At 61.6% G+C, this 23,263-nt stretch carries 22 protein-coding genes; 6 read left to right on the top strand and 16 right to left on the bottom strand.

Annotated elements, in window-relative coordinates:
* Window positions 1-125 precede the first annotated feature (125 nt).
* Entirely contained in the window at window positions 126-1,055 is a 930-nt protein-coding gene (locus KHO49_RS13885) for a LysR family transcriptional regulator (RefSeq protein ID WP_102881056.1), read from the bottom strand.
* A 102-nt stretch (window positions 1,056-1,157) separates the two neighbouring features.
* Between KHO49_RS13885 and KHO49_RS13880 the strand changes: the two genes are divergently transcribed.
* The 3 genes from KHO49_RS13880 to KHO49_RS13870 all read left to right on the top strand — a co-directional run bounded on the left by KHO49_RS13880 (window position 1,158) and on the right by KHO49_RS13870 (window position 3,536).
* Window positions 1,158-1,856, top strand: coding sequence for an MOSC domain-containing protein (locus tag KHO49_RS13880; protein ID WP_102881055.1), 699 nt, complete (start codon window positions 1,158-1,160; stop codon window positions 1,854-1,856).
* Window positions 1,853-3,136: an aspartate aminotransferase family protein gene (locus KHO49_RS13875; RefSeq protein WP_102881054.1), complete on the top strand. Its 1,284-nt coding sequence runs from the start codon at window positions 1,853-1,855 to the stop codon at window positions 3,134-3,136. Before KHO49_RS13880 ends, KHO49_RS13875 begins: the two co-directional genes overlap by 4 nt.
* Before the next feature lie 241 nt (window positions 3,137-3,377).
* Window positions 3,378-3,536, top strand: coding sequence for a YqaE/Pmp3 family membrane protein (locus KHO49_RS13870; RefSeq protein WP_011063854.1), 159 nt, complete (start codon window positions 3,378-3,380; stop codon window positions 3,534-3,536).
* 41 nt (window positions 3,537-3,577) lie between these two features.
* On the opposite strand, the gene KHO49_RS13865 is transcribed toward KHO49_RS13870, so the two are convergent.
* The 10 genes from KHO49_RS13865 to KHO49_RS13820 form a co-directional block, all read right to left on the bottom strand.
* Window positions 3,578-5,410 carry a S9 family peptidase gene (locus tag KHO49_RS13865; RefSeq protein ID WP_213665168.1) on the bottom strand — a complete coding sequence of 611 codons (1,833 nt, stop codon included), beginning with the start codon at window positions 5,408-5,410 and terminating at the stop codon, window positions 3,578-3,580.
* Window positions 5,376-6,545 carry a pyrroloquinoline quinone biosynthesis protein PqqE gene (gene pqqE, locus KHO49_RS13860; protein ID WP_102881052.1) on the bottom strand — a complete coding sequence of 390 codons (1,170 nt, stop codon included), beginning with the start codon at window positions 6,543-6,545 and terminating at the stop codon, window positions 5,376-5,378. The genes KHO49_RS13865 and pqqE overlap by 35 nt, the downstream gene beginning before the upstream one ends.
* Window positions 6,517-6,792, bottom strand: a complete 276-nt coding sequence (gene pqqD, locus KHO49_RS13855) for a pyrroloquinoline quinone biosynthesis peptide chaperone PqqD (RefSeq protein ID WP_102861941.1) — start codon at window positions 6,790-6,792, stop codon at window positions 6,517-6,519. Before pqqD ends, pqqE begins: the two co-directional genes overlap by 29 nt.
* A complete protein-coding gene (gene pqqC / locus KHO49_RS13850; protein WP_102861940.1) occupies window positions 6,789-7,541 on the bottom strand; it encodes a pyrroloquinoline-quinone synthase PqqC in 753 nt (250 codons plus the stop codon). Before pqqC ends, pqqD begins: the two co-directional genes overlap by 4 nt.
* A gap of 93 nt (window positions 7,542-7,634) precedes the next feature.
* Window positions 7,635-8,546 carry a pyrroloquinoline quinone biosynthesis protein PqqB gene (pqqB, locus tag KHO49_RS13845; protein WP_102881051.1) on the bottom strand — a complete coding sequence of 304 codons (912 nt, stop codon included), beginning with the start codon at window positions 8,544-8,546 and terminating at the stop codon, window positions 7,635-7,637.
* A 94-nt stretch (window positions 8,547-8,640) separates the two neighbouring features.
* A complete protein-coding gene (gene pqqA, locus KHO49_RS13840; protein WP_003194766.1) occupies window positions 8,641-8,715 on the bottom strand; it encodes a pyrroloquinoline quinone precursor peptide PqqA in 75 nt (24 codons plus the stop codon).
* Window positions 8,716-8,871: 156 nt separating this feature from the next.
* Window positions 8,872-11,334 (bottom strand): pyrroloquinoline quinone biosynthesis protein PqqF, encoded by a 2,463-nt coding sequence (pqqF, locus tag KHO49_RS13835; protein ID WP_213665167.1) that lies wholly within the window; start codon window positions 11,332-11,334, stop codon window positions 8,872-8,874.
* 48 nt (window positions 11,335-11,382) lie between these two features.
* On the bottom strand, window positions 11,383-12,177 hold the full coding sequence (locus tag KHO49_RS13830) for a carbon-nitrogen hydrolase family protein (RefSeq protein WP_102881049.1): 795 nt from the start codon (window positions 12,175-12,177) through the stop codon (window positions 11,383-11,385).
* Window positions 12,178-12,301: 124 nt separating this feature from the next.
* Window positions 12,302-13,984 carry a flavin monoamine oxidase family protein gene (locus tag KHO49_RS13825; protein ID WP_102881048.1) on the bottom strand — a complete coding sequence of 561 codons (1,683 nt, stop codon included), beginning with the start codon at window positions 13,982-13,984 and terminating at the stop codon, window positions 12,302-12,304.
* Between the two features lie 176 nt (window positions 13,985-14,160).
* A complete protein-coding gene (locus KHO49_RS13820; RefSeq protein ID WP_011063845.1) occupies window positions 14,161-14,622 on the bottom strand; it encodes an Lrp/AsnC family transcriptional regulator in 462 nt (153 codons plus the stop codon).
* Between the two features lie 206 nt (window positions 14,623-14,828).
* Here KHO49_RS13820 and KHO49_RS13815 point away from each other — a divergent pair, with 206 nt between their 5' ends.
* The 3 genes from KHO49_RS13815 to KHO49_RS13805 all read left to right on the top strand — a co-directional run bounded on the left by KHO49_RS13815 (window position 14,829) and on the right by KHO49_RS13805 (window position 19,463).
* Window positions 14,829-17,204, top strand: coding sequence for a glucose/quinate/shikimate family membrane-bound PQQ-dependent dehydrogenase (locus tag KHO49_RS13815; protein WP_213665166.1), 2,376 nt, complete (start codon window positions 14,829-14,831; stop codon window positions 17,202-17,204).
* Window positions 17,205-18,311: 1,107 nt separating this feature from the next.
* Window positions 18,312-18,494, top strand: coding sequence for a hypothetical protein (locus KHO49_RS13810; RefSeq protein ID WP_213665165.1), 183 nt, complete (start codon window positions 18,312-18,314; stop codon window positions 18,492-18,494).
* Window positions 18,495-18,602: 108 nt separating this feature from the next.
* Window positions 18,603-19,463 carry a hypothetical protein gene (locus KHO49_RS13805; RefSeq protein ID WP_213665164.1) on the top strand — a complete coding sequence of 287 codons (861 nt, stop codon included), beginning with the start codon at window positions 18,603-18,605 and terminating at the stop codon, window positions 19,461-19,463.
* Here KHO49_RS13805 and KHO49_RS13800 read toward each other — a convergent pair.
* The 5 genes from KHO49_RS13800 to KHO49_RS13780 are packed head-to-tail and all read right to left on the bottom strand — an operon-like array spanning window position 19,453 to window position 23,255.
* Complete coding sequence (locus KHO49_RS13800; protein WP_213665163.1) at window positions 19,453-20,424, bottom strand: hypothetical protein; 972 nt, start codon at window positions 20,422-20,424, stop codon at window positions 19,453-19,455. The two genes, KHO49_RS13805 and KHO49_RS13800, sit on opposite strands and share 11 nt — an antisense overlap.
* Window positions 20,397-21,101, bottom strand: a complete 705-nt coding sequence (locus KHO49_RS13795; RefSeq protein WP_213665162.1) for a hypothetical protein — start codon at window positions 21,099-21,101, stop codon at window positions 20,397-20,399. Before KHO49_RS13795 ends, KHO49_RS13800 begins: the two co-directional genes overlap by 28 nt.
* Entirely contained in the window at window positions 21,098-21,631 is a 534-nt protein-coding gene (locus KHO49_RS13790; protein ID WP_103741808.1) for a baseplate complex protein, read from the bottom strand. The genes KHO49_RS13795 and KHO49_RS13790 overlap by 4 nt, the downstream gene beginning before the upstream one ends.
* On the bottom strand, window positions 21,628-22,551 hold the full coding sequence (locus KHO49_RS13785; protein WP_213665161.1) for a hypothetical protein: 924 nt from the start codon (window positions 22,549-22,551) through the stop codon (window positions 21,628-21,630). The genes KHO49_RS13790 and KHO49_RS13785 overlap by 4 nt, the downstream gene beginning before the upstream one ends.
* Window positions 22,548-23,255, bottom strand: a complete 708-nt coding sequence (locus KHO49_RS13780) for a DUF4376 domain-containing protein (protein WP_213665160.1) — start codon at window positions 23,253-23,255, stop codon at window positions 22,548-22,550. Before KHO49_RS13780 ends, KHO49_RS13785 begins: the two co-directional genes overlap by 4 nt.
* Between the last annotated feature and the right edge of the window lie 8 nt (window positions 23,256-23,263).

The raw sequence follows: 23,263 nt of genomic DNA, 5'->3' as shown, positions 1-23,263 counted from the left end.
AAGCAACAACACGGACACGTAGGATTCCGCCAGGATGGTGGAGTGAAAAGGATGTCAGGGAAACAGTCTGCAAAACCCCGCTTCGGCGGGGTTTTCTTTTGTCCGGATTTTTTATTTTGGCGACGTCAACCCAGGATTTCTGGCACCGCAGTGCCGCCCAAGCGCCCGTCTTGGGTATTCATCGAATCCTCCAATAACGTGCGCAGCAGTTCCAGCGTTCCTTGCTGACGCTGCAGATCGCGACACACCAATCCGACTTTCAACGGCACCCTGGGCTCGCTCAGCGGTTTCCACAGCAGTTCCTTATTGCTGTGCTGTTGTTGCGAGCGCCCTGGAAGTACGGTGGCCAGTCGGGTATGAGGCAGGCTGTCGAGAATACCGGCCATATTGTTCAACTCCGCTTGCACCTGGGGGCGCCGTCCCAGGTTGGCCAGCTGCGCTTGCCAGATCTGGCGGATCTGAAACTCTTCGCCCAACAGCAACATTGGCAACTCCGCTGCCTGGCTCATGGAGACCTTCTTGAATTCGCGCAGCGGATGCTGTTCGGGGATGACCAGTGTCAGCTCATCTTCGTACAGCGGGACACCATGCAAGCCGGGTTGGCGTGGTGGCAGGTAGCTGATGCCGATGTCCAACGTGCCATTAAGCAACCGTCGTTCGATCTCCAGGCCGGTCAATTCGTAGATCTGCACCACCAGGTGGGGCTGGGCCTTGCGCACTCGTTCGAGCATCTGCGGCACCAGGCTGCTATGCACCGTTTGCAGTACGCCGATGGCCAGGGTACGCAGGGCCTGGCCCTTGAAGTTGCGCAGGGCCTCACGGGCTTGTTGCAGGCCATCGAGCAGAGGCAGGGCGTGATTGTAGAGGGTATGGGCGGCCAGGGTCGGCAACAGGCGCTTGCTGCTGCGTTCAAACAGGCTGACGTCGAGGTTCTGCTCCAACTGACGGATCTGCTGGGAGAGTGCCGGTTGCGAGATCGACAGACGCTCGGCAGCACGGCCCACGTGACCTTCTTCATACACCGCGACGAAATAACGCAGTTGCTTGAAATCCATAAGTATTTCTTATCGAAAAAGCTTAAAAAACGAAATGGCCGTAAGCCCGCAAGGCGCCTAGTCTAGCGCCTATTCACAGGGCTTACAGGGCCAAGGCGCGCGATGAATACCGTTTACGTCGATGGTGTTTACATAGGCAAGGCAAAAAATCTCGGCCAGGGTCTGGTCATCGATACCGACAAGTACCCGGTTGCAAACCGTCTCTGGTTATGGCCACAAGGCCTGGGCAGCGATGAACAGGGTGATCCGCGCTTTCATACTGGCCCAGAACGAGCCCTGCACCACTATCCCGCAGAGCATTACGCCCACTGGCGCAAACGTTATCCACAGTTCGATTGGTCGGCTCCGGCCTTTGGTGAAAATCTCTCGACACGTGGCCTGACCGAAGAACAGGTGTGCCTGGGGGACATGTTCCGTTGGGGTGGCGCGCTGTTGCAGATCAGCCAGCCCCGTTCTCCTTGCTATCGCTTGAGCCAGCGTTGGGGCCTGGTGAATCTACCCCAGCAAGCCCAGGACAATGGACGCTGCGGCTGGTTCTATCGGGTGCTCAAGCCCGGCTTTGTCCAGGCGGACGAACCCTTCGAACTGATCCAGCGCAGTTATCCCGGCCTGACCGTAGCCTGGGCCCTGCGCTGTTTCTTCCAGGAGCCTCTGGAGCATAAAGGCTTGAAAATGCTGATTGATTGTCCGGCACTGTCCTCGCGCTGGCGCGATATCGCCATCAAGCGTATGCGTACCGGCTGCGTCGAGGATTGGTCTTCACGCCTGCTGGGCCTGCCATTGGAGGGGCTGCGGGCATGAATCTGTTCAATCTGCGCCGCACTCCGCCAAGCCTGGAGGATCTGGCTATCGAGCCCTGTGCGACCGCCTCGGACGATGCCAGCGCCAGCGAGTGCCTGATGCCCAGTGTGCAGCGCCCCCAGCCGGTGTTCGTTCGTGGCCAGGGCTCCTGGTTGTGGGACAGCAATGACCGCACCTACCTGGATTTCACCCAGGCCGGGGCGGCCAACAGCCTGGGGCACAGCCCTTCGGTACTGGTCAACGCCATCGCTGCCCAGGCCCAGTCGCTGATCAATCCCGGGTCGGGTTTCTATAACCGCGGCATGCTCAGGCTTGCCGACCGGCTGTGCCGTAGTACCGGCAGCGACCAGGCCTATCTGTTGAGCAGTGGCAGCGAGGCTTGCGAGGCGGCGATCAAGCTGGCACGCAAGTGGGGTCAACTGCATCGCGGCGGCGCGGCGGGCATCATCACTGCCAGCCGCAGTTGCCATGGCCGCGGTTTTGCCGCGTTATCGGCCGCGGGCAATGGCTCCCCAGGCAATCGTTTCGAACCTCAACTGCCAGGCTTCAGCCAGGTGCCATTCAATGATCTGCCTGCTTTGCATGCGGCGGTGGATGCTCAGACCGTGGCCATCATGCTGGAGCCGATCCAGGGGGAAGCTGGGGTCATTCCAGCGACAGAACACTACCTCAAAGGGGTGGAGCGCCTGTGTCGTGAGCTGGGCATTCTGCTGATCCTCGATGAGGTCCAGACCGGCATCGGCCGCTGCGGCACCCTCTTGGCCGAGCAGTTGTACGGCGTGCGCGCCGACATCATCACCTTGGGCAAGGGCCTCGGCGGCGGCGTGCCCCTGGCGGCGTTGCTGGCGCGGGGCAAGGCCTGTTGTTTCGAGCAGGGCGAGCTGGATGGCACCCACCACGGCAATGCATTGATGACCTCCGCCGGCCTGGCCGTGCTGGACAGTCTGCAGGAGCATGGTTTTCTGCAGCAGGTGCGCAGCAACGGTCAGTACCTGGGGCAGCAGTTGACCCAACTGGCGGCCCGTTACGCCCAGGGCGAAGTGCGAGGGCATGGGTTGTTCTGGGGCATGAGCCTGGCGGACGACTCAGCGCAGGCGGTGCTCAAGGCGGCGTTGCACGAGGGCCTGTTGCTCAGTGCTGCGCAATCGGATTGTTTGCGCTTCACCCCGGCCCTGAGTGTCAGCAAGGGCAATATCGATGAAATGCTCCTGCGCCTGGCCCGGGCCTTTTCCCGCGTGCGGACCGCGCAATTGCAATGCCGCAAGGGAGTAGCCGTGTGAAATCTGGCTGATCCTGGGGCATTCGCTGACGCTCAGTCCCGAGCACATCCGACTTTACTTTGACTGAATTCCTGAACCGTCTCGCGGTATAACGCGTCGCCCCGTGTCCGATTTTTCGCACGGGGCGTTTTTTTGTCTCCGTGCCGTCAGGAGGACAATGATTGCGCTGAACCCTGGCACGCGGCCAGTGTCGATTACAGGTGAGGCTCAGCCGAGCCCGACTTCTATCAGGAGCTGCCCTATGGATTTGATTCGCATCATCTTCGCCATTCTCTTGCCGCCCTTGGGGGTCTTTCTGCAAGTGGGCTTTGGCGGCGCTTTCTGGCTGAACATCCTGCTGACCCTGTGCGGATACATCCCCGGTATCGTGCACGCGGTGTACATCATCGCCAAACGCTGATTATCCAAGCTGCCCGTTCCAACGGAACGGGCAGCACCCGCTTAGCATTGCGCTTGCAGCACCTTCTGATAAAACCGCCATTCCTGTTCCAGCGCGTGGGCCTGATTGTCCGCCTTGCGAAAGCCGTGGCGTTCATCCGGGTAATAGTGGGCCTCGGCAGCAATGCCCTGATCCTGGAGCGCTTTGAGCATGTCGCGGGTCTGCTGGGGCACCACCACGGCGTCCAACTCACCCTGGAAAAACACCACGGGCACGCTGATGTTGCTGGCGTACAGCAGTGGCGTGCGCGCCAGATAGCGCTCGTTGTCCTGCTCTGGATCGCCAATCAGCCAGTCCAGATAATCCCCCTCGAACTTGTGCGTGGAGCGGGTCAGGGCAATGGGATCGCTGACCCCGTACAGGCTGGCGCCGGCACAGAAGACCTTGGCGAAGGCCAGGGCGCAGAGGGTGGTGTAGCCTCCGGCGCTGCCGCCACGGATGAACGCCAGTCTTGGGTCGATCAGCCCTTGTTGGTCCAGATAGGAGACCACCGCACAGGCATCTTCCACGTCTACTTCGCCCCAGCGCTGATGCAGGGCCTGGCGATAGGCCCGGCCATAACCGGTGCTGCCCCGGTAGTTCAGGTCGGCCACGGCAAAGCCGCGCTGGGTCCAGAACTGGATACGCGGGTCCAGGATCGGATAGCAGGCGGAGGTGGGACCGCCGTGAATGAACACCACCAGAGGCGGTCGGTTGACCCCATTCATGGCCGGGTAGAAGAAGCCATGGGCCTGTCCTTCGCCACTGGGATAGCACAGGGTTTGTGGTCGGCTGATGCGCTCCGTCGGTAGCGGCGCGATACCGCCGGCCAACACCTGCACCTGCTGGGTTTCACGTTCGATGGCAAGGATGGCCGAGGGACTGACGGGGGACGCCGCAATGCAGTACAGGTAGTGCTGATCCAGCGCCAAGCCGCGAAAGCGGCTGTAGTTGCCGCTGAAGTCCTGTTGCGAACCGTCGGCGTGACGCAGTCCGAGACGGCCAAACCCTTCCTCGGTCCAGCTGCCGAACCAGGAGTCCCCACCAAGGGGCATCCAGGTGCGACACCCCAACTGCCAGGGGGCCGGGGCATGATCAGCTGCAGCACAGGGCAGCGGGCGCAAGCCGCTGTCCGACTCGGCCCAGGGTTGCCAGAAACCCTGGCGATCCGTGAGGCAATAGAATCGGTTGTGCTGATCGAAGCGCGGTTGCTGCAGTGACTCTTCCTGGCCATCGCCCGCCATGCAATGGGGATCGCCCCAGGTGCCGTCGGCCAGGCGTTCGGCGAGCATCAGGCGAGTGCTGGTCCAGGGCTGATGGGGGCGATCCCATTCGATCCAGGCCAGGCGTTGGCCATTGGGGCTCAAGGTCGGCGCGGCATAGAAGTCTGCCCCGGCGGCGAGCAGGCGGCGCTGGCCGCTGTGGATGTCGATGGCCACCAGCCGGTGCTCGTTGGCGCACTCTTCCACGGCCAGTACTTGATCGGCGTGCGCGTGCAGGTCCCCGTAGCGGCAGTCGCCCCGGGTCAGTGCCACTGGCGCACCGTCTTTCAGGGCCTGCCGATACAGTTGCTGGTCCGCTTCATTGACGAACAGCAGGACGTCGCCGCTGAGGCAGAAGGCACCTCCGCCGTATTCGTAGACGCGGCTGCGGACGCTGAACCCCGGCGGCGTCAGGCAGCGGGCCTGGCCTTGCTGCCAATGCCAGATCCGGCAGCTGGCGTCCGCAGGACGGTATTCATTCCAGAACACCCCATGGGGTGTCAGTTGCAGCTCGGCAAAATCGATCCCGGCGGTGGTGGCCTGGTTGGCGCTGAAGGGCTCAACCCTTGGCGATGAGGCGTGAGTTTCGTTCATTGCGAAAGGCCAGTTGTTCAATGGTTTGGGTGGCCGTTTCGGATTCTTCGCGGGCCTTGAGAATCATCCCGTGGTGTTCCGATTTACTGCACACCGGGTCGGCATTGCTGGCGTCCCCCGTGAGCATAAAGGCTTGGCAGCGGCAGCCGCCGAAGTCCTTTTCTTTCTCGTCGCAGGAGCGGCATGGCTCCGGCATCCAATCGTAACCGCGAAAGCGGTTGAAGCCGAAGGAGTCGTACCAGATGTGCTGCATGCTGTGGTCGCGCACATTGGGGAACTGCACCGGCATTTGCCGCGCGCCGTGACAGGGCAGGGCGGTGCCGTCCGGGGTGACGGTGAGGAAGATACTGCCCCAGCCGTTCATGCAGGCCTTGGGGCGTTCTTCGTAGTAGTCCGGAGTGACGAAAATCAGCTTGCAGGGATGCCCTTGGGCTTCCAGCTTGGCGCGGTATTGGTTGGTGATGCGTTCCGCGCGCACCAGTTGCTCCCGGGTGGGCAGCAGGCCGACGCGGTTGAGCTGGGCCCAGCCGTAGAACTGACAGGTGGCGAGTTCGACGAAGTCGGCTTCCAGGGCGATGCACAGCTCGATGATGCGGTCGATCTTGTCGATGTTGTGCCGGTGGGTGACGAAGTTCAGCACCATCGGATAGCCGTGAGCCTTGACCGCGCGGGCCATCTCCAGCTTCTGGGCGAAGGCTTTCTTGGAGCCGGCCAGCAGGTTGTTCACTTGCTCGTCGCTGGCCTGGAAGCTGATCTGGATATGGTCCAGGCCGGCTTTCTTGAAGTCGCTGATCTTCTGCTCGGTCAGGCCGATGCCGGAGGTGATCAAGTTGGTATAGAAGCCCAGCTTGCGCGCCTCGCCGATCAACTCGGCGAGGTCCTGGCGCACCAGCGGTTCGCCGCCGGAGAAGCCCAACTGCGCCGCGCCCATCTCCCGCGCTTCACGGAATACCTTGATCCATTGTTCGGTGCTCAGCTCCTTGCCCTGCTCGGCAAAGTCCAGGGGATTGGAGCAGTAGGGGCATTGCAGTGGGCAGCGATAAGTCAGCTCGGCCAGCAGCCACAGTGGCAGGCCGACGTCCGGTTTGTCGGGCAGCGACACCGACTCAGCCGAGTTCGATCCAGTGCTGGGCACGGGCGACCTCCATGAACTGCTCGATATCGTCACCGAGCTCGGCCACTCCGGGGAACTGTACTTCCAACGCCTGGATGATCGCCGCCACGTCACGCTCGCCGTCGATCAGGCCGCCAATCAGAGCGGCGCTGTCATTGAGCTTGATCATGCCTTCCGGGTAGAGCAATACATGGCCTTTTTGTGCCGGCTCGTACTGGAAGCGGTAGCCGGGACGCCAGCGTGGGGTTTTGCTGCGGTCGAAACTCATAGGGTGATCCCCTTATGCCAGACCCGCTGATCGGTGACGCTGTGATAGGGCGGGCGGTTCAATTCATAGGCCATGCTCATGGCGTCGAGCATGCTCCAAAGGATGTCCAGTTTGAACTGGAGAATTTCCAGCATGCGTTCCTGACCGGCACGGGTGGTGTAGTGCTGCAGGGTGATGGCCAGACCGTGTTCCACATCGCGCCGGGCCTGGCCCAGGCGGGTGCGGAAGTACTCGTAGCCGGTCGGGTCGATCCAGGGATAGTGCTGGGGCCAGCTGTCCAGGCGCGATTGGTGGATCTGCGGGGCGAACAGTTCGGTCAGCGAGCTGCTGGCGGCTTCCTGCCAGCTGGCGCGGCGGGCGAAGTTGACGTAAGCGTCCACGGCAAAACGTACGCCGGGCAGCACCAGCTCCTGGGAGCGCAGTTGGTCCGGGTCCAGGCCCACGGCCTGGCCCAGGCGCAGCCAGGCTTCGATACCACCGTCTTCACCCGGGGCACCGTCATGGTCCAGCAGGCGCTGGATCCACTCGCGGCGAATGTCCCGGTCCGGGCAGTTGGCGAGGATCGCCGCATCCTTCATGGGGATGTTCACCTGGTAGTAGAAGCGGTTGGCGACCCAGCCCTGGATCTGTTCGCGGCTTGCCCGGCCTTCATACATCGCCACGTGATAGGGGTGATGGATGTGGTAGTAGGCGCCCTTGGCGCGCAGCGCCTGCTCGAATTCGGCGGGTGACAGCGGGGTGTCGGTCATGTGTGTTCTCCGGGGGGGCTGCCCTTTCGCGGGCAAGCCCGCCCCTACGCAAAGGGGCCAAGGCTCTTGGGTCGAGCTTGTGGGCGATACGGCCTACAGCTCAATACTCATTCCGTCGTAAGCCACTTCCACCTTTCGGCGTACCAGTTCGGCACGTTCGGCGGAGTCTTCGTCGAGGATCGGGTTGGTGTTGTTAATGTGGATCAGCACCTTGCGCTGGCGGGGCAGCTGTTCCAGCACTTCGAGCATGCCTCCCGGGCCGTTCTGGGCCAGGTGGCCCATTTCCCGGCCGGTGCGGGTACCGACGCCACGGCGCTGCATTTCATCGTCTTCCCACAGGGTGCCGTCCAGCAGCAGGCAGTCGCTGGCGGACATGATCTCCAGCAGCGGCGCGTCCACCTTGCCCAGGCCCGGCGCGTAGAAGAGCTTACCGCCGCTGCGCAGGTCTTCGACGATCAGGCCGATGTTGTCGCCTGGGTGCGGATCGAAACGATGGGGCGAATAGGGCGGTGCAGCACTGCGCAAAGGCAGTGGGGTGAAGCGCAGGTTGGGGCAGGCCGGAACCGTGAAGCTCTGGTCGAGCTCGATGCGGTTCCAGTTCAGGCCGCCGTTCCAGTGGCTGAGCATCTTGAACAGAGGGAAACCGGTGCTCAGGTCTTCGTGGACCATGTCGGTGCACCAGACCTGATGCGGGCAGCCTTCGCGCAGGCTGAGCAGGCCGGTGGTGTGATCGATCTGGCTGTCCATGAGGATGATGGCGCTGATCCCGCTGTCGCGCAGTGCACGGCCCGGTTGCATGGGGGCAAAACCCTGCAGTTGGGCGCGGATGTCCGGGGAGGCATTGCACAGTACCCAGTTCACCCCGTCATCGGAAATCGCGATGGACGACTGGGTACGAGCCTGGGCCCGCAGGCTGCCGTCGCGAAACCCTGCGCAGTTCACGCAGTTGCAGTTCCACTGCGGAAAACCACCGCCGGCGGCGGAACCTAGAATCTGGACAAACATGGACGCTCCCAGGGAAAAAAGACGTAGAACTGAAAATAAAAACGCCCCGGACGGACCGAGGCGTTGCGCTGCGTTTTCTGGCCAGAGGCAGAAATCAGCGGCTGGCGAAGTACATGGTGACTTCGAAGCCGATACGCAGGTCGGTGTAAGCAGGTTTGGACCAGGTCATAAAAATGCTCCTTTGAGGTGGGTGGGACGGGTATTGCCTATACATATAGTCCACCTCCGGCGGGAGATGTTCAGATGCTTAGGGGGCTATCTTACTAAATTCCCACAAAAGGTTGCCCGCAATTCTGAAGAAAGCTCGTTGCAGCACCGGTAATGATCATTCTGCCGCTTGCCAGGGCGCTCCTGGGCAAGGCCCGTTGGCCAGTACTGTCCAGCCGCCTGTCGCCGAATGCAGGGCCATGGCGGCCTGGGTCACGGCTGAGGGCGTGAGGGCCAGGATGCTGTCGTGCAGCCGCTCCAGGTAATCCGACGGATGGCCGGCCAGTTTCGCCTGCCACAGCAGTTCAGCGGCTTGCTCCAGGGGCAGGAGCGAGGCTTGGAACTGTTGAGCCAGAGCCTGTCGCTGTTCGTTCCAGAGCGGCTCGTCGAGCGCCTGCAGCTGTTCCGGCAACTGCTGGAGGAATTGTTCCAGGTGCTGAAGTATTTCCGTGAGCGTCGCCTTGGGCGATTGCACGCCGAACAGCAGGCCGGTCTGGCCATTGCGTTGGCGTATGGCGCTGAACACCGCGTAACCCAACTGCAACTCCACCCGCAGGCGCTGATAGAACGGCGTTTGGCAGAGTTGGCCCAGCAGGCGCCAGGCCGCTTCATCGGCAAGGCGGGTGCCGGGCGTTGGGCAGAACAGCAGCAGGGCCTGTTCGCTGGATGCCCCGGGGTACGTCTGCCAACGATGGGCGGTGTCTGGCGGTGAGGGTTGGCACAGGGACGTATCTGCTGTTCCCGGCATCTTTTGCAGCGCTTGGCCAAGGGCTTCCTGAGTGCCGGCTGACAGCGCCAAGGCCAGGCCGTCCCATCGAGCACCAGCCCACAGGGCTTGCAGGGATTGAGGCTGTGCAACTGTCAGCTCGCCGGGTTGTGGTTGCTCGCTGAAGGCCTTGAGCAACTGACGGATCGGCATCAAGGGGGCATCGTCTGTCGTAGCTGCGCTCTGCAGCCAGAACGATTCGGCGGGCTGGTTCAGTTGCTTCAGCGCCTGCTGCAGCACTGCGGGCATGGGTTGCTGCAGGCCACTGAGTTTCAGCAACCAATCGGCGCCACTGGTGGTGAAGCTCAGTGCTACTCCAGCCTCACCCGCATCGCTGCGCAAGGGCGCCAGGCTATGCAGGAGGCGCTCGTGCACACCAGCTGGGGCGGGTGAAGCCAGGCGCCAGCGCAGAATCAAGGTCCCTTCGCGGCTATCCGCAGGCAGGGCCTGGCTGATGTTCAACGCCGAGCTCTCTCGCCGGCTTCGCAAGCGATCCTGGGCGAAGGTGCGTAGTCCTCGATGCGCGCTGGTCTGCCCGCGAATCAGTCCTGCCCGCGGTGCTTCAGCGGTGCTGCGCAGAAAAGGGTTACTCGGTGGCAGGCGCCACTCGTTGCTGAAGTTATCCACAGCCTGCGGTTGCAACTGTGCGAGCAGCACCCTGAGGGCCTCGAGTCCTTGCGCATCCAGCTCGCCGACGGTCTGCCGGCTGTCCCGCTGGGCCAACTCCAGGGCGCTGCCGACCTGCAGCTGGCGTTGTTGCAGCAAGGCATATTCTGTTCGCAGCGCTGGCCAATCGTCCTGGGCGCTGAAGAAACCCAGCCAATCTGCCAGCAGTTCGCGGACCTGGGCCGGGGCCGTCGCCTCTGTTGTGCTCAGGTTCAATTGCAGATGCAACAAGGCCTGACCGGCAAACTCGTACAGCGTCTGTGCCTTGAGGCTCTGGGCCAATTGGCGTTGCTGGAGTCCGGCAAGCAGCCCGCCCGGCTTGGCCGATTGCAGCCAGGTGCAGAGAAAGTCCAGTGCTGGCGCTGCGCCCTCGGGCAGCTGTTCGAGGGTGAACAGCAGGTCCAGACGGTGAGCATCGAGCTGTTGATAAGTGCCGATGCCGGTAGTCGACAGCGCAGGAGGCACGCTCTGCTCAAGGCGCTTGCCCTTGGGCAGATCTGCACCATAGCGTGCGGCCAGGGCGCGGAGTTCTTCCAGAGACTGTGGCCCGGCAAGGCTCAGGGTCATTTGCCCGGCTTGGTAAAAGTCTTGGTGAAATTGCTGCAGCGCTTGCTGAAAAGCCTGGCTGGGCAGGTTGAGGCTGTAGCGGTTGCCAGCATGGAAGGCCCGCAGCGGGTGAGCAGCGGACAGGCCATCGAACAGCGCGAACTGGCGTTGCGCCGCCCCATCCCGGGACCAGGCGATAAACTCCGCATGCAGCACTTCGCGCTCCCGACGCTGGTCTTCAAGACTCATCCGCGGTCGGGCGAGCATGTCGCACAGACGCTCCAGGCCACCGGCCAGGGCGCTGACCGGCAGCTCGAAAAAGAACTCGGTCGCGCGCTCACAGGTCTTGGCGTTCAGTTGTCCTCCCTGGCCCCGCACATAGGCCATCAATCCCTGTTCGGCGGGAAAACGCTCGGTGCCGAGAAACAGCAGGTGCTCCAGGAAGTGCGCCAGCCCCGGCCAGGTCAGTGGTACATCGTGGCTGCCGGCCGATACCCGCAGTGCGGCGGCGCAACGTTTCAAGTGAGGGGCATGACGCAAGGACACCCGCAGGCCGTTGGCCAGGGTTTCCACGTGAGGCAGAGGGTGGTTCAGCGCGGGCATGAGCACTTCCAGAACAGAGAAGCGCCCATGCTAGCGGATATCCCCGGATCAGCGCTTGCTCAGGTCGTCGTAAAGCTCGGGACGGCGATCGGCAAGATAGTGGTTCAGTGCCTGGGACTCGTGCATCAGCTGACGATCCAGGGTGCCGATGATCAGGGCCTCGTCCAGTCCGGCCAGGGCGATCCGGCTGCCATCGGGGGCGGCGATGCTGCTCTGGCCGCAGTAGCGGATCTGATCTTCCCGGCCGCAGTAGTTGGCGTAGGCCACGTAACACTGGTTCTCGAAGGCCCTGGCGCGAATGGTCACATCGGCGACGAAGTCGTAGGGAATCATGTTCGCCGTCGGCACCAGGATCAGCTCGGCACCTGCCAGGGCCAGGCGCCGGGCGTTCTCCGGAAACTCGATGTCGTAGCAGATCAGGAAACCGAGCTTCCAACCGTTGAGCTCCACCAGGGGGAAGTCATCCGCGCCGGCGCTGAACATCGAGTGATCTAGGTCACCGAACAGATGGGTCTTGCGGTAGTTGCACAGGCGCTGGCCGTGGGCGTCGATCAGTTGCACGGCGTTGTAGATCTGCCCGTCGGCGCTGCGTTCCGGGTAGCCGTAGAGAATCGCCGTACCCGCCGCTTGAGCGATAGCGGCGATGTGCTGGGCCGAGGGGCCATCCTGGGCCTCGGCCAGAGCGCCGACGGCTTCCACACCGATGTTGTAGCCGCTGAGGAACATTTCCGGCAGCACCAGCAGATCGGCATCGGTGGCCTCCATGGCCACCTGATGCAGGCGTTGCAGATTGGCCGTCACGTCCAACGGCAATGGCGGGCACTGATACAGGGCGACACGCATGGTCCTCACTCCTCTGACTGGCTGACCGGGCACTGTAGCCGATGTCTCGCGTTCGGCGTACGGTCCGGCGCCGAGCCCCCAAGGAGCTCTCGCCGGTATTCGCTGCAGCCGCGGTCAGTATTGTTCAATCCGCCAGGGCGATAGGCCCGATCTCATGGAACACATCCCCTGGCCCCGGGTTCTCGGCATGGGTAGCGCCGCCGAAGTGTTTCATGATCCCCCACACGGCATTGAGCGACGTTTGCACCGCGCCCTCGACCCAGGCCGGGGTCCAAGACACATCGTCACCTGCGATGAAAATGCCGCGCTGTTCGGCAGGCATGTCTTCCTGCATGAAGTGCGCGTACATCCGCTGGTTGTAGCGGTAGTGGCCCGGCAGCGCGCCCTTGAAGGCGCCGAGGAAGTGCGGATCGGCTTCCCAGGACACGGTGATCGGATCGCCGATGATGCGGCTGGCGATGTCTACTTTGGGGTAGATCTTCTTCAGTGCGTCCAGGGCCAGTTTCACGCGCTTTTCCACGGGCTGCGGGAGCATCTTCAGGGCATCGCTCATCCACGAGTAGGACAGGCAGATCACCCCCGGCTTGTCGTCGCCGTTATCGAACAGGTAGGTGCCGCGGGTCAGGCGGTCGGTGAGGGTCATGCTCATCAGGTCGCGGCCGGTTTCCGGGTCCTTGTCCTTCCAGAATGGCCGGTCGACCATGACGAAGGTCTTCGACGATTGCATGTAGCGGGTGCGGTCCAGGGCCATCCACATCTTCTGCGAGAACAGCGACTCCTCGCATTCGATCTGGGTGGTCAGCAGCCAGCTCTGGCAGGTGGTCAGCACGGCCGCGTATTCCCGGGTATCGCCCCAATTGTCGGTGACACTGAAGCGGCCGTCGGCGGCCCGGGCAATGCGCTTGACCCCGGTGCGTGGTGCACCGTTGTGCAGCGAGCTGAGGCTGGTGCCGGTCGGCCAGTGGGCGCAACGCTCGGGTACGTGGCGCCAGATGCCCAGGGGCACCTGCTCGACGCCGCCCACCACCAGATGCTGGTGGTCGTCGCAGTTGGTCATCACCACGCGGAAGATTTCCAGCATCGAGTTGGGGAAGTCCGAGTCCCAGCCGCCGGTGCCGAAGCCCACCTGGCCGAACACTTCACGGTGGTGGAACGACAGCTTGGCGAAGGCCTTGGAGGTGGCGACGAAGTCGTAGAACGTGCGGTCGTCCCACAGTGGCACCAGGGTGTTCCACAACTCCTTGAGGCGCGGCACATCGCGGTCGCGAATGGCTTGCTGGATCTCGCTGAAGCGCGAGCCGTCCTCCAGGGCGTCGGCCCAGGCGTCGGCGACTTCCTGGAACAAGGCCGGCAGGTCAGCCAGTTTCTGGGCGTAGTGTGTCTGGCCTTCCAGATCGATGACCGTGCTGCCCGAAGCCGGGGTCAGCGGGTTGGGGAAGGGCTTGGTTTCAAGGCCGAGCTTGTCGACGTAGTGATAGAAGGCCGTGGACGACACCGGAAAGCGCATGCCGCCCAGCTCGGCGATGATCCCTTCGGCGCCTTCGAAGGCCTGGGAGCGCAGGCGGCCGCCCATCTTCGACGCTTCATAGACCACCGGCTTGAGGCCCAGCTTCATCAGTTCGTAGGCGGCCACCAGCCCGGCGATACCGGCGCCGACAATCGCCACTTCGGTGCCGTGCTGGGCTTGGGGAATGCTGCCCAGGCCGGCGGGATGCTCAATCCAGTCGTCGAAGGCGAAAGGGAAATCCGGGCCGAAAATGGTGATCGGCTTCTTACCGTCTGCAGGATGGCGATTGTTCTTGTTCATGGCTGACCTTGGCGGGCGGCTCAGCAGAGTGCTGAGTATAGGAAAAGATGGCAGCCATTCTAGAGAGGGTGAAACACGTAAATAAGACGCAAACTGTCGTCGTTATGCATAGTTATTTATCAATATGACGAACAGATGATTCAGATTGACGGCGGAGTGCTATCGGCTGCGGCGCGTCAGAGCGCATGCCCGCGATCAATCTTGCTGCTGAGGATGATCGAGGTGGTGGTCTTTTCCACGCCGTCAACGCTGCCGATCTGGTCCAGCAACTGGTCCAGCTGTTCCGGCGAATCGGTGCGCAGCCAGGCCACGTAATCGAACTCACCGCTCACCGCGCACAGTTGCTGGACCTGAGCCATGCCACTCAGGCGGCGCAGCACTTCCTTGCCGGAGCGCGGCTGGACTTTGATCCCCACATACGCCTGCAAGCCGCCGTCGACCACCCTCTGGCCCAGGCGCACGCCATAGCCGGTGATGACCCGGGTCTTTTCCAGGCGCGCCAGGCGCGAGGTCACGGTGGTGCGGGCGATACCCAACTGCCGGGCCAGCATGGCCACGCTCTCGCGGGCGTTGATCTGCAGGGCGGCGATCAACTGACGGTCGACTTCATCAAGAACGGGAGGGCGGCTATCGGACAAGATGGGCTCCAGCACGGCTATCGAGGGAGCGAGCATGTTACAGCCTCGGGCAAACCCTGGCTGCTGCTGCCGATTGTCTGTTCGGATCGGGGACTGATCTTTGGCGATCGGGACTTTTTTTGAAACAAATAGCCTGCGACAAGTTGTCATAAGTAACCAGTTAGTACATTCTCGCGACCTGGTTTTACAGATGGCAGAGGTTTGACATGAAAAACACGGGGGCTGCCACCGGCAGCCGATGGCTCCTGATGGGGCTGGGCGTTCTGATTGCCCTGATCGGGCTCGGCCTGGCGGGGGGCGGTGGCTATCTCCTGAGCCTGGGAGGCAGCGCCTACTTCTTGTTGATGGGCCTGGCGATGCTGGTGTCCGGCGTGCTGATCGCCCGGGCGAATCCCCGTGGTGCAAGGCTGTACGGCGTGGCCTTGGTGCTGACTGCGATCTGGGCGGTCTGGGATGCGGGCCTGGAATACTGGCCGCTGGTTTCGCGGGTGCTGACCTTTGCCGTGATCGGCCTGGTGGTGGCGCTGATCTACCCGACCCTGGTGCGCGCCTCCGGTGCTCGCCCCGGGCGTGGGGCCTATGGCTTGGCGGGGCTGCTGGGCGTTGGCGTAGTGGCGACCCTGGCCTACATGTTCGTGCCGACCCATGTGGTCAAGGCGGACAAGGTGCCGGCGATCCAGCCAGTGGCACCGGGCACTGAACAGAAAGACTGGGCCCATTGGGGCAACACCACAGCGGGTAACCGTTTTGCCGCCCTGGACCAGATCAACAAGGGCAATATCGGCCAATTGCAAGTGGCCTGGACCTTTCGCACCGGTGACTTGCCTGAAAGCAACGGTGCCGGTGCCGAAGACCAGAACACCCCGCTGCAGATCGGCGATACCGTCTACACCTGCACCGCCTACGGCAAGGTGTTCGCCCTGGACGCCGACACCGGCGCCGAGCGCTGGAAGTTCGACCCCAAAGGTTACGCGCCCAACTGGCAGCGTTGCCGTGGCTTGGGCTATTTCGACGCCTCGGCGGTCCCGGTAAGCCAGTCCTCGGCGCCTGCCGCTGCTCCTGCGGCTTGCACCAGGCGCCTGTTCCTGCCGACCGGTGATGCGCGGCTGATTGCACTCGATGCTGAAACCGGCAAGCCCTGTGAAGACTTCGGCCTCCAGGGCACGGTCGATCTGAAAACCGACATGGGCGAGATCAAGCCGGGCTACTACCAGCAAACCTCGACTCCCCTGGTGGCCGGTACCGTGGTCATCGTCGGCGGCCGGGTGGCGGATAACTTCTCCACGGGCGAACCACCGGGCGTGGTGCGTGCCTTCGATGTGCGCAATGGTGAACTGATGTGGGCCTGGGACCCGGGCAACCCGGCCACCACCAAGCGTCCGCCAGCGGGTGAAACCTACACCCGTGGCACCCCGAACGTCTGGTCGGCGATGTCCTATGACGCCAAGCTGGGCCTGGTGTACCTGCCCACCGGCAACGCCACGCCGGATTTTTTCGGCGGTCAGCGCAGCGAGTTCGATGACCAGTGGAGCTCCTCGGTTGTCGCCCTTGATGTGAAGACCGGCCAGGTGCGCTGGCACTTCCAGACCACCCACCACGACCTCTGGGATTTCGACCTGCCGGCGCAGCCGCTGCTGTACGACATCCCGGACGACAAGGGCGGCGTGCAGCCGGCGCTGGCGCAAGTCACCAAGCAGGGCGAGATCTTCGTGCTCAACCGCGAGACCGGCAAACCCATTGCTCGGGTGGAAGAGCGGCCGGTGCCCCAGGGCAATGTGCCGGGTGAGCGTTACTCGCCGACCCAGCCGTTCTCGGTGGAGATGCCATCCATTGGCAACCAGACCCTGACCGAATCCGATATGTGGGGCGCAACGCCCTTCGACCAACTGATGTGCCGCATTCAGTTCAAGGGCATGCGCCATGAAGGTGTGTACACCCCGCCCGGGTTGGATCACGCACTGCAGTTCCCAGGCTCCCTGGGAGGCATGAACTGGGGCAGCGTGTCGGTGGACCCCACGAGCCACTACATGTTCGTCAACGACATGCGTCTGGGCCTGGCCAACTACATGATCCCTCGGGATCAGATCGCTGCCGGTGCCAGTGGTATCGAAATGGGCGTAGTGCCCCAGGAAGGCACGCCGTTCGGTGCCATGCGCCAGCGTTTCCTCTCGGCTGTTGGCATTCCTTGTCAGAAGCCGCCGTTCGGCACCATGTCGGCCATTGATCTGAAGACCAGGAAGTTGGTGTGGCAGGTGCCAGTGGGCACTGTGCAGGACACAGGTCCGCTGGGGATTCGCATGCACTTGCCGATTCCTATCGGCATGCCGACCCTGGGCGCTTCCCTGGCGACCCAATCCGGCCTGTTGTTCTTCGCCGGCACCCAGGACTTCTACCTGCGGGCCTTCGATACCGGCAATGGCAACGAAATCTGGAAGGCGCGCTTGCCGGTCGGTAGTCAGTCGGGGCCGATGACATACGTTTCGCCCAAGACCGGGCGCCAGTACATCCTGCTTACGGCAGGCGGTGCTCGTCAGTCGACGGACCGTGGCGATTATGTGATTGCCTACGCGCTGCCTAAATAGCCACCGCGTCACGGCACTCTAAAAAAGCCGCGCACTGCGCGGCTTTTTCATCAGCGCACGCCAGGTACTTCGGTCCTGGGTGATGCTGGAAAAGACTGCGCGAAGCGCGCCATGTCCTGATGCCAGGCAAAACCTGCGGGCACAAAAAAGCCGCGTATCACGCGGCTTTCAATTTGGTGGGCCCACACGGACTTGAACCGTGGACCAAAGGATTATGAGCCCGTAAATACGGCCTGATATGTCTGGTGCTATCCGATATCACTATGTTTTCAAATGATATTTAGGGATATGTGGGCCACTTTTCCGCCGCAGGTGTGGACGTAATGTGGACGTCTACCACTGCAGGAGTACAGTGAAGCGCTTTGAAACTCTCCGCCGTCTCTGTAGTTGGCTACAAGCTGCGGCCGTCCTGCCTTTCGTAGCTTTTGCTTCGTTCCAATACATTCGGCCAGTTAAGCAGTTTTTGGAGCAGCTCCGGTTTTAAAAGCAGGGTAATTCCCGTGTTTTTCAAGTGTTCGCCCAAGCCGGTCGGGGCTCTCAGATTCGCGGCTTTACCCGAGGCGTCGCAGCGTGTCGTGCAAGCGCATGACATTTCTCTGCAAAGCGTTGCACCCTGTGCAATCGCCTAACGCCCCACAGACCTCGCGGCGGGCCTGGGCGGGGGCTTGGTTTGCAACACCTCCTGACTTTGCACAAAAAAGGGACGCAGAGCCCGTCGGCGGGAGGGGGATAAGTGATTTTTCCTATGGTTTTTTTTCGTCGTCGCCAATTTTGTTGACGTTCAGGGCTGAACGCACTCAATGCGGCTACTGACGATCCCGTTGGATGAGTTACAACAGATGTAACGGCTTCGCTGGAGCTGACGACAGAAAGCCTCGGCGAACTGGGGGATGCTTCACGGCAGGATAGACCGCCTCCAGAACAACAGGCCCGTAGATGGCACAATCAACAGAGGCAAACAAAACAGATATTTGTATCAAAGGAGAATCAACTTGACTGCACATACTTGGAAAGGTTAACGATACCACTCTCGGAGGGATGTTCTGGTGGAACTATGCAAGGAAAACGATACGGACTTTTTCGACGAGGCAATCAGAAAGAGTGGCTATGAAAACTCGCAAAAAATTTGGTGGCTCGGAAGTTGCTGAAATTGAGATTTTCTTCTCTACAAAGAAGGGCGCTGAATTTTCAGAAATCGCAATTGATAGCCTGGGTGATAACATTCAAGGATATGTTTTCTCAAAGCATCATGACGTAATGGTGTTTTTGAGAGACTTACACTTTTGTTGAACCACTCAATGCAATACACAGACTAGCTCAACAAAAGTGAGAGAAAAAACTACCCTGACTAGGGTGGCCCTACTACAACAGTACCCTGAAAAACATCACGGAAAGATTATGTTTTTTGAAAAGAAAAACTTTAAGAAACTTACAGATTCGCCCATCTGCGCAGATCTTGTTGCAGTGCTGACAGTATTGGCTATATTGGCAAGTGCTCTTTATGTGAAAGATCCTTTCCCAGCTGATTTCTGGAATATGAAGTTAATCGATATAATAAATGCAATTGCACAATTTGCTACAGCTGGTGCGTTCGTATTTGCAGTATTCCAATACAGGAAAAGCAAGGAGTCTGAGAGGCAAGCAGTTTTGATAAAAGAGTGCAGATACCTTATTGATAGCATGTGCGTAACTTGCGGTGAGTTTTCCGGAAGCAAACGGCAGGGGCTCAAAGAAACAAATAAATTCACTACAAAAATGAGTAGCTTGGGTAGCAGTTTCGATGAAATTTTCAGAGAGCTAGAGGAGGATACACATAAGGCGATCGTCCGAATGCACTGGCAAGAAATGTACTTCTCAAATCTCCACCATGCTATGGAGGCATGGAGCTTGGGAGATGTCTTTCAAGATCTCGGCATCGATATAGCGCAATCTCACCTGCAGAAATTGACGGACTTAAGAGACCAAAGAGTTAGACGTGCGGATATAATTGACTTATTTGCCGAATACAATTCCATTAAGCGCATACTCGAAAATGACAATCTATCATCGCAACTAATGAAGACTGCACAAATAACTCAAGATTATCTTTTTTTTGAAATGCGCTTTTTTCTGAATGATAGCCTCAAAGACCACCTTTATGGATATCTTAATATCATTAATGCCCGAGTTCGAGCGCCAGTACTTGCAGCGCTGAATGAATTTTTCCATCAAGATCTAAAAGAGATTATGGTCAAGCAGGCGCAAAAAACTAATCCGTAACAGCCTTCAAAGTTGCTGATAAAAAAGCAGCTGTAGCTGCATCTGCAGTAAATGCGACTGATGTCGACGGAACGGGTGTTGATCCGTGAACATGGCTAGCAATTTTTTCAGCCATCAGTTCAATTAGGTCGAGGGTATCGCACAGGACTCTGAAAATATTTACCGCCTCTGACCCTATGTGATTTTTGGGTGCGATCATCTGCAGGCGGGCCCCGGCCACGCTCTTGCGCAGTCCCTCAATCCTTTCTTCCATATCGCCACCCACCATGGCATTAAGCTTCTGCCCCACCACCAGGTTCAAGTCGCGGCCGGTGGCCTGGTGCAGGTCATCCACGGCCGCCAGGCTGGCGGACCCGCCGGAAAGCAGCTTGAGTGCTCCCATGGCCTCGATCTTCTTGATCCCTCCCACTGACTCGGTCGAATGGTCGTCCACCGTCCTGGTGTGATTCTGGAAGCGCTCGGCGTTGTCCAGGGCTTCCACCTCGCGCTCGATCGCCTTGTCCTGGATCTTTCCATCGGTCTGGCGCAGCCAGTTGCCGTCGGCATCGACCCGCTGCTGGCAGGCCTCGCTGTGCTGCCACACCTGATCACCTTTCGGCACCCGGGGCAGGCTCAGGCCATGCGGCAGGATCTGCTGGATAAACGGCTTGTGCGGCAGTCCATAGGCGAAGCACACCACCACCGTAGTGTTTTCCTCGGGGAAGCCAAACAGGCCGGCCTCTTGGCCGCCCATGGGCGCCGGCAGCGGCAGGCCGGCCAGGATCGGCAGATCCGGGTCGGGCTCGCCATCGGGCAGCAGTACCTGGACGTCCACGCCATAGCGCGGCCGGAAGTCGTCGCACAGCCCGGGCGCCGCCGGCGCATCCGGCACCGCGACCACACGGCCGAAGCGTGGCAGGTGGTAACCACCGGTGAGTTCGGGGAACTGCCGCTCTACGCTGCGGCGGATTGCGTCTTCCATTTGATGGCCATCTGATTGCCGGCGAGCGTCACGCTGGTGACCCGCTCGCCCTGGTTGAAGGTGGCGCCCGGGCGCAGTCCTGGAAGAACCGCGATCATGGCGCTCTGATTGCCCTGGTAACCGTCGAACAGCTCGACGGGCAGTTGCAGCGGTGCGCGGGTGCCGAAGAAGCTATCCACCCAACTGCCCACGAACACCTCGCCGTCGCCCTGCTGCTGCCAGATAAAGTCGGGGATGCTGAACACCTGGGCCAGGCTGTCCATGGCCAAGTAACCGCTGGCCAGACTGTAGAAGAACGGGACCTTGGTCTGGGCATAGGGCTTTTCCGGCACCCGGAAGCGCAGCCCGGTCTTGCTGCCGATCGCCGCCAGGACGCCCCGCAGGTCGACGTGCCGCAGGTTCAGCGGCAGGGGGTTGGCCAGGATCGCCGCCAATTCGCGACAGACCAGGATCTGCTGCTGGCCGTTGACCGCGGTCGATCGCTCCACGTAGCCGATGAAGTGACGCTGCAGCGTGCGCTCGTTGTAACCGATATCGAACGTCACCAGACCTTTGACCGGCGCCCCGGCCTGGACGGTGAAGGTGGCGCGGCCCGGGCTCTTGGCATCCAGCCGTACCTCGTCCTTGACCAGGTCGTAAGGCTTGCCGCCGATGGTCAGCACCTTGTGCAGTTTCACGATTTGCCCCCCAGGTAGTCATCCACCCTTTTTAGGACGGATTCAAAGCCGGTCAGCTCCTGGCCAGCCTCGCCGCCGCCTTCGCCTCCCACGCCTTGCCCGGGCGCCGATTGCGCGCTGACGCCATTGCCGGCGCGGCGCTTCTCGACTTTCTCCGGGTTCGACAGCTTTTCGGACAGCGTGAACTGCACCAGCCAGGCGGCCAGCGAATCGTCCTCGCGGGCGCTCACACCTTCGGAGAATTGCACCTCGCGGATGCCGAAGGCGGCGGCTGTGTCGTTGACGATCCGGTACAGCTTGAGACGCCCGCCGCCGGCGGTGGCCTCGGCCAGGCGCATCAGGTCGCGCAGCTGGCCCTGGTTGACGTAGGGGATCATCAGGGAAACCGTCAGCGTCTTGGGCTTGAAGCCCTTGTGGGCGGTGTCGGTGTTGCTGGTCTGGCCTGACAGATCGTCGCTTTCGATCCGTAGGTTAGCGGTGACTTTCATACGTTTGCCCAGCACCTGCTGGCCATCGAGTAGCAGCGTCATAGGCCCACCAGTTCACGAACGAAACTCAGGCCCTCCAGCGAGCCCACCAGCAGCACCCCGGCACATAGCACCCACTCATGCCCCGGTGCCTCGCCTTCCAGCAAGGCCCGCCGCAGGTCGCCCGGGCCACCGGGACCAAGCAACCGAGCGCGCATGCTGTGGTCGGCATTGCCGCCGGCCAGCAGGGCCTTCAGGTCGTCCAACTGCTGATCGCGGCCTTTCTGCTGTGCGGCCTTGCGCTTGGCCAGGGCCGCCAGGTCACCCATAGGCGAGCTGTCGGCCGCGTAGCCTTCCAGGACGGCGATCTGGCCCGCCATGGATTGCTTGGCCGCCTTGATCAGGGTGCAGCGCTCCAGGGGCAGATCCGCCCAGCGCGGCAGGGTGCCGGCCGTGGGCATCACCCACTTTTCCGTCTCCAGCTTGGCCAGGTGATCGGCGCGGCGCTCAGCGCGCACCAGGTCGGGGATCGGCAGCAGCGCGTTGAAGCGCGCCAGAGTCTTGGCCAACTGCTCATAGCGCGTGCCGAGGAACAGCACCGACAGCGCGTAGTGCTGGCCGATCGGCAGGCCGCTGTCGGTGCTGTCGCCCAGCTTGAGGGCCAGTTGCTGCAGCAGGTTGGGGGCCGACAGGTAGAGCTGATTCCCCCGCCCAGTGCCCACGCCGCTTTGAAACGGCGTCACGGCCAGGCAAGCCGGCGCTTGGCCCATCTGGCTGGTGAGGGCAGCTCTGCCGGCGGCGATCGCCTGTTCAGCTGCAGCACCGACCGGCCCGGGGTTGGTGCTGGCCATGCCATCCAGTCCCGCCAGGCGTTCGGCGGTGCTGGCCAGCTCGCCGCCGGCCAGCTCCTTGGCGGCTGACAGGTCACCCATCCAGCGGGTGGCCTGCTCTGGCCAGCGCATGGTGACAGGTGTCCAGTTCATAGCTCTGCGCTCTCCCAGGTCACCGCCTCAAGCGCGACCAGGTCACCGCTGGCCAGGGCCTGGTCCAGCCGTTGCTTGAGCGCGTTGGCGCGCTGCAGTGGCTGCAGCTTGAACACGGTAAAGTCATCACCCACCTTTCGGATCTGCTCGGCGGTGTGCGCCCGAAACTCCTTGGCGCCGGCCTGGTCGCGGCAGGCATAGAGTGTGTCGAGGCCGGCGAGAATGACCCCGGTCAGGTTCAGTTGATCATCCAGCTGGCTGCTGTACTGGTGAGGGGCACCCAACGCACTGGACCAGAAGCCCCCGGTGATCGCGGCTTCGCACGCAGCGTTCACCTGCAGGGTGCGTTCGGCGTGCCGGCGCTTGAGCAAGGCCGGGGTGTCGTCCACCCAATCACCATCGCGCCAGACCTGGCCGGGCCCTGGAACGCTCAGTGTGTAACCAGGCGGCAGCTCGCCCACCTGCTGGATCTGCATCGGCTCGCCGGTGGCCGTGTTGTACGCCGTCAGCCCCTGGAAGGACCGCACCAACTGCCAGCGTTTGCCATTCCAGTGGGGCACCTGGTGTTCACCTGGTGCAGGTGGTTCAACCTCGACGCAGCCGCCAGGAATCAGCCAGACGCCTGGCTCCAGGGGGGATTCGTCTGCTGTGATCGGCCCGGTATAGATCCCGTACTGATCGGTTTGATAAACGGTCTTGCTCATGATCACCC

It is taken from the genome of Pseudomonas sp. RC4D1, from assembly GCF_018390395.1.
GTDB classification, from domain to species: domain Bacteria; phylum Pseudomonadota; class Gammaproteobacteria; order Pseudomonadales; family Pseudomonadaceae; genus Aquipseudomonas; species Aquipseudomonas danubii.
The sequence above is the reverse complement of the archived record's forward strand: the minus strand, read 5'-3'. Positions and strand labels throughout refer to the sequence as shown.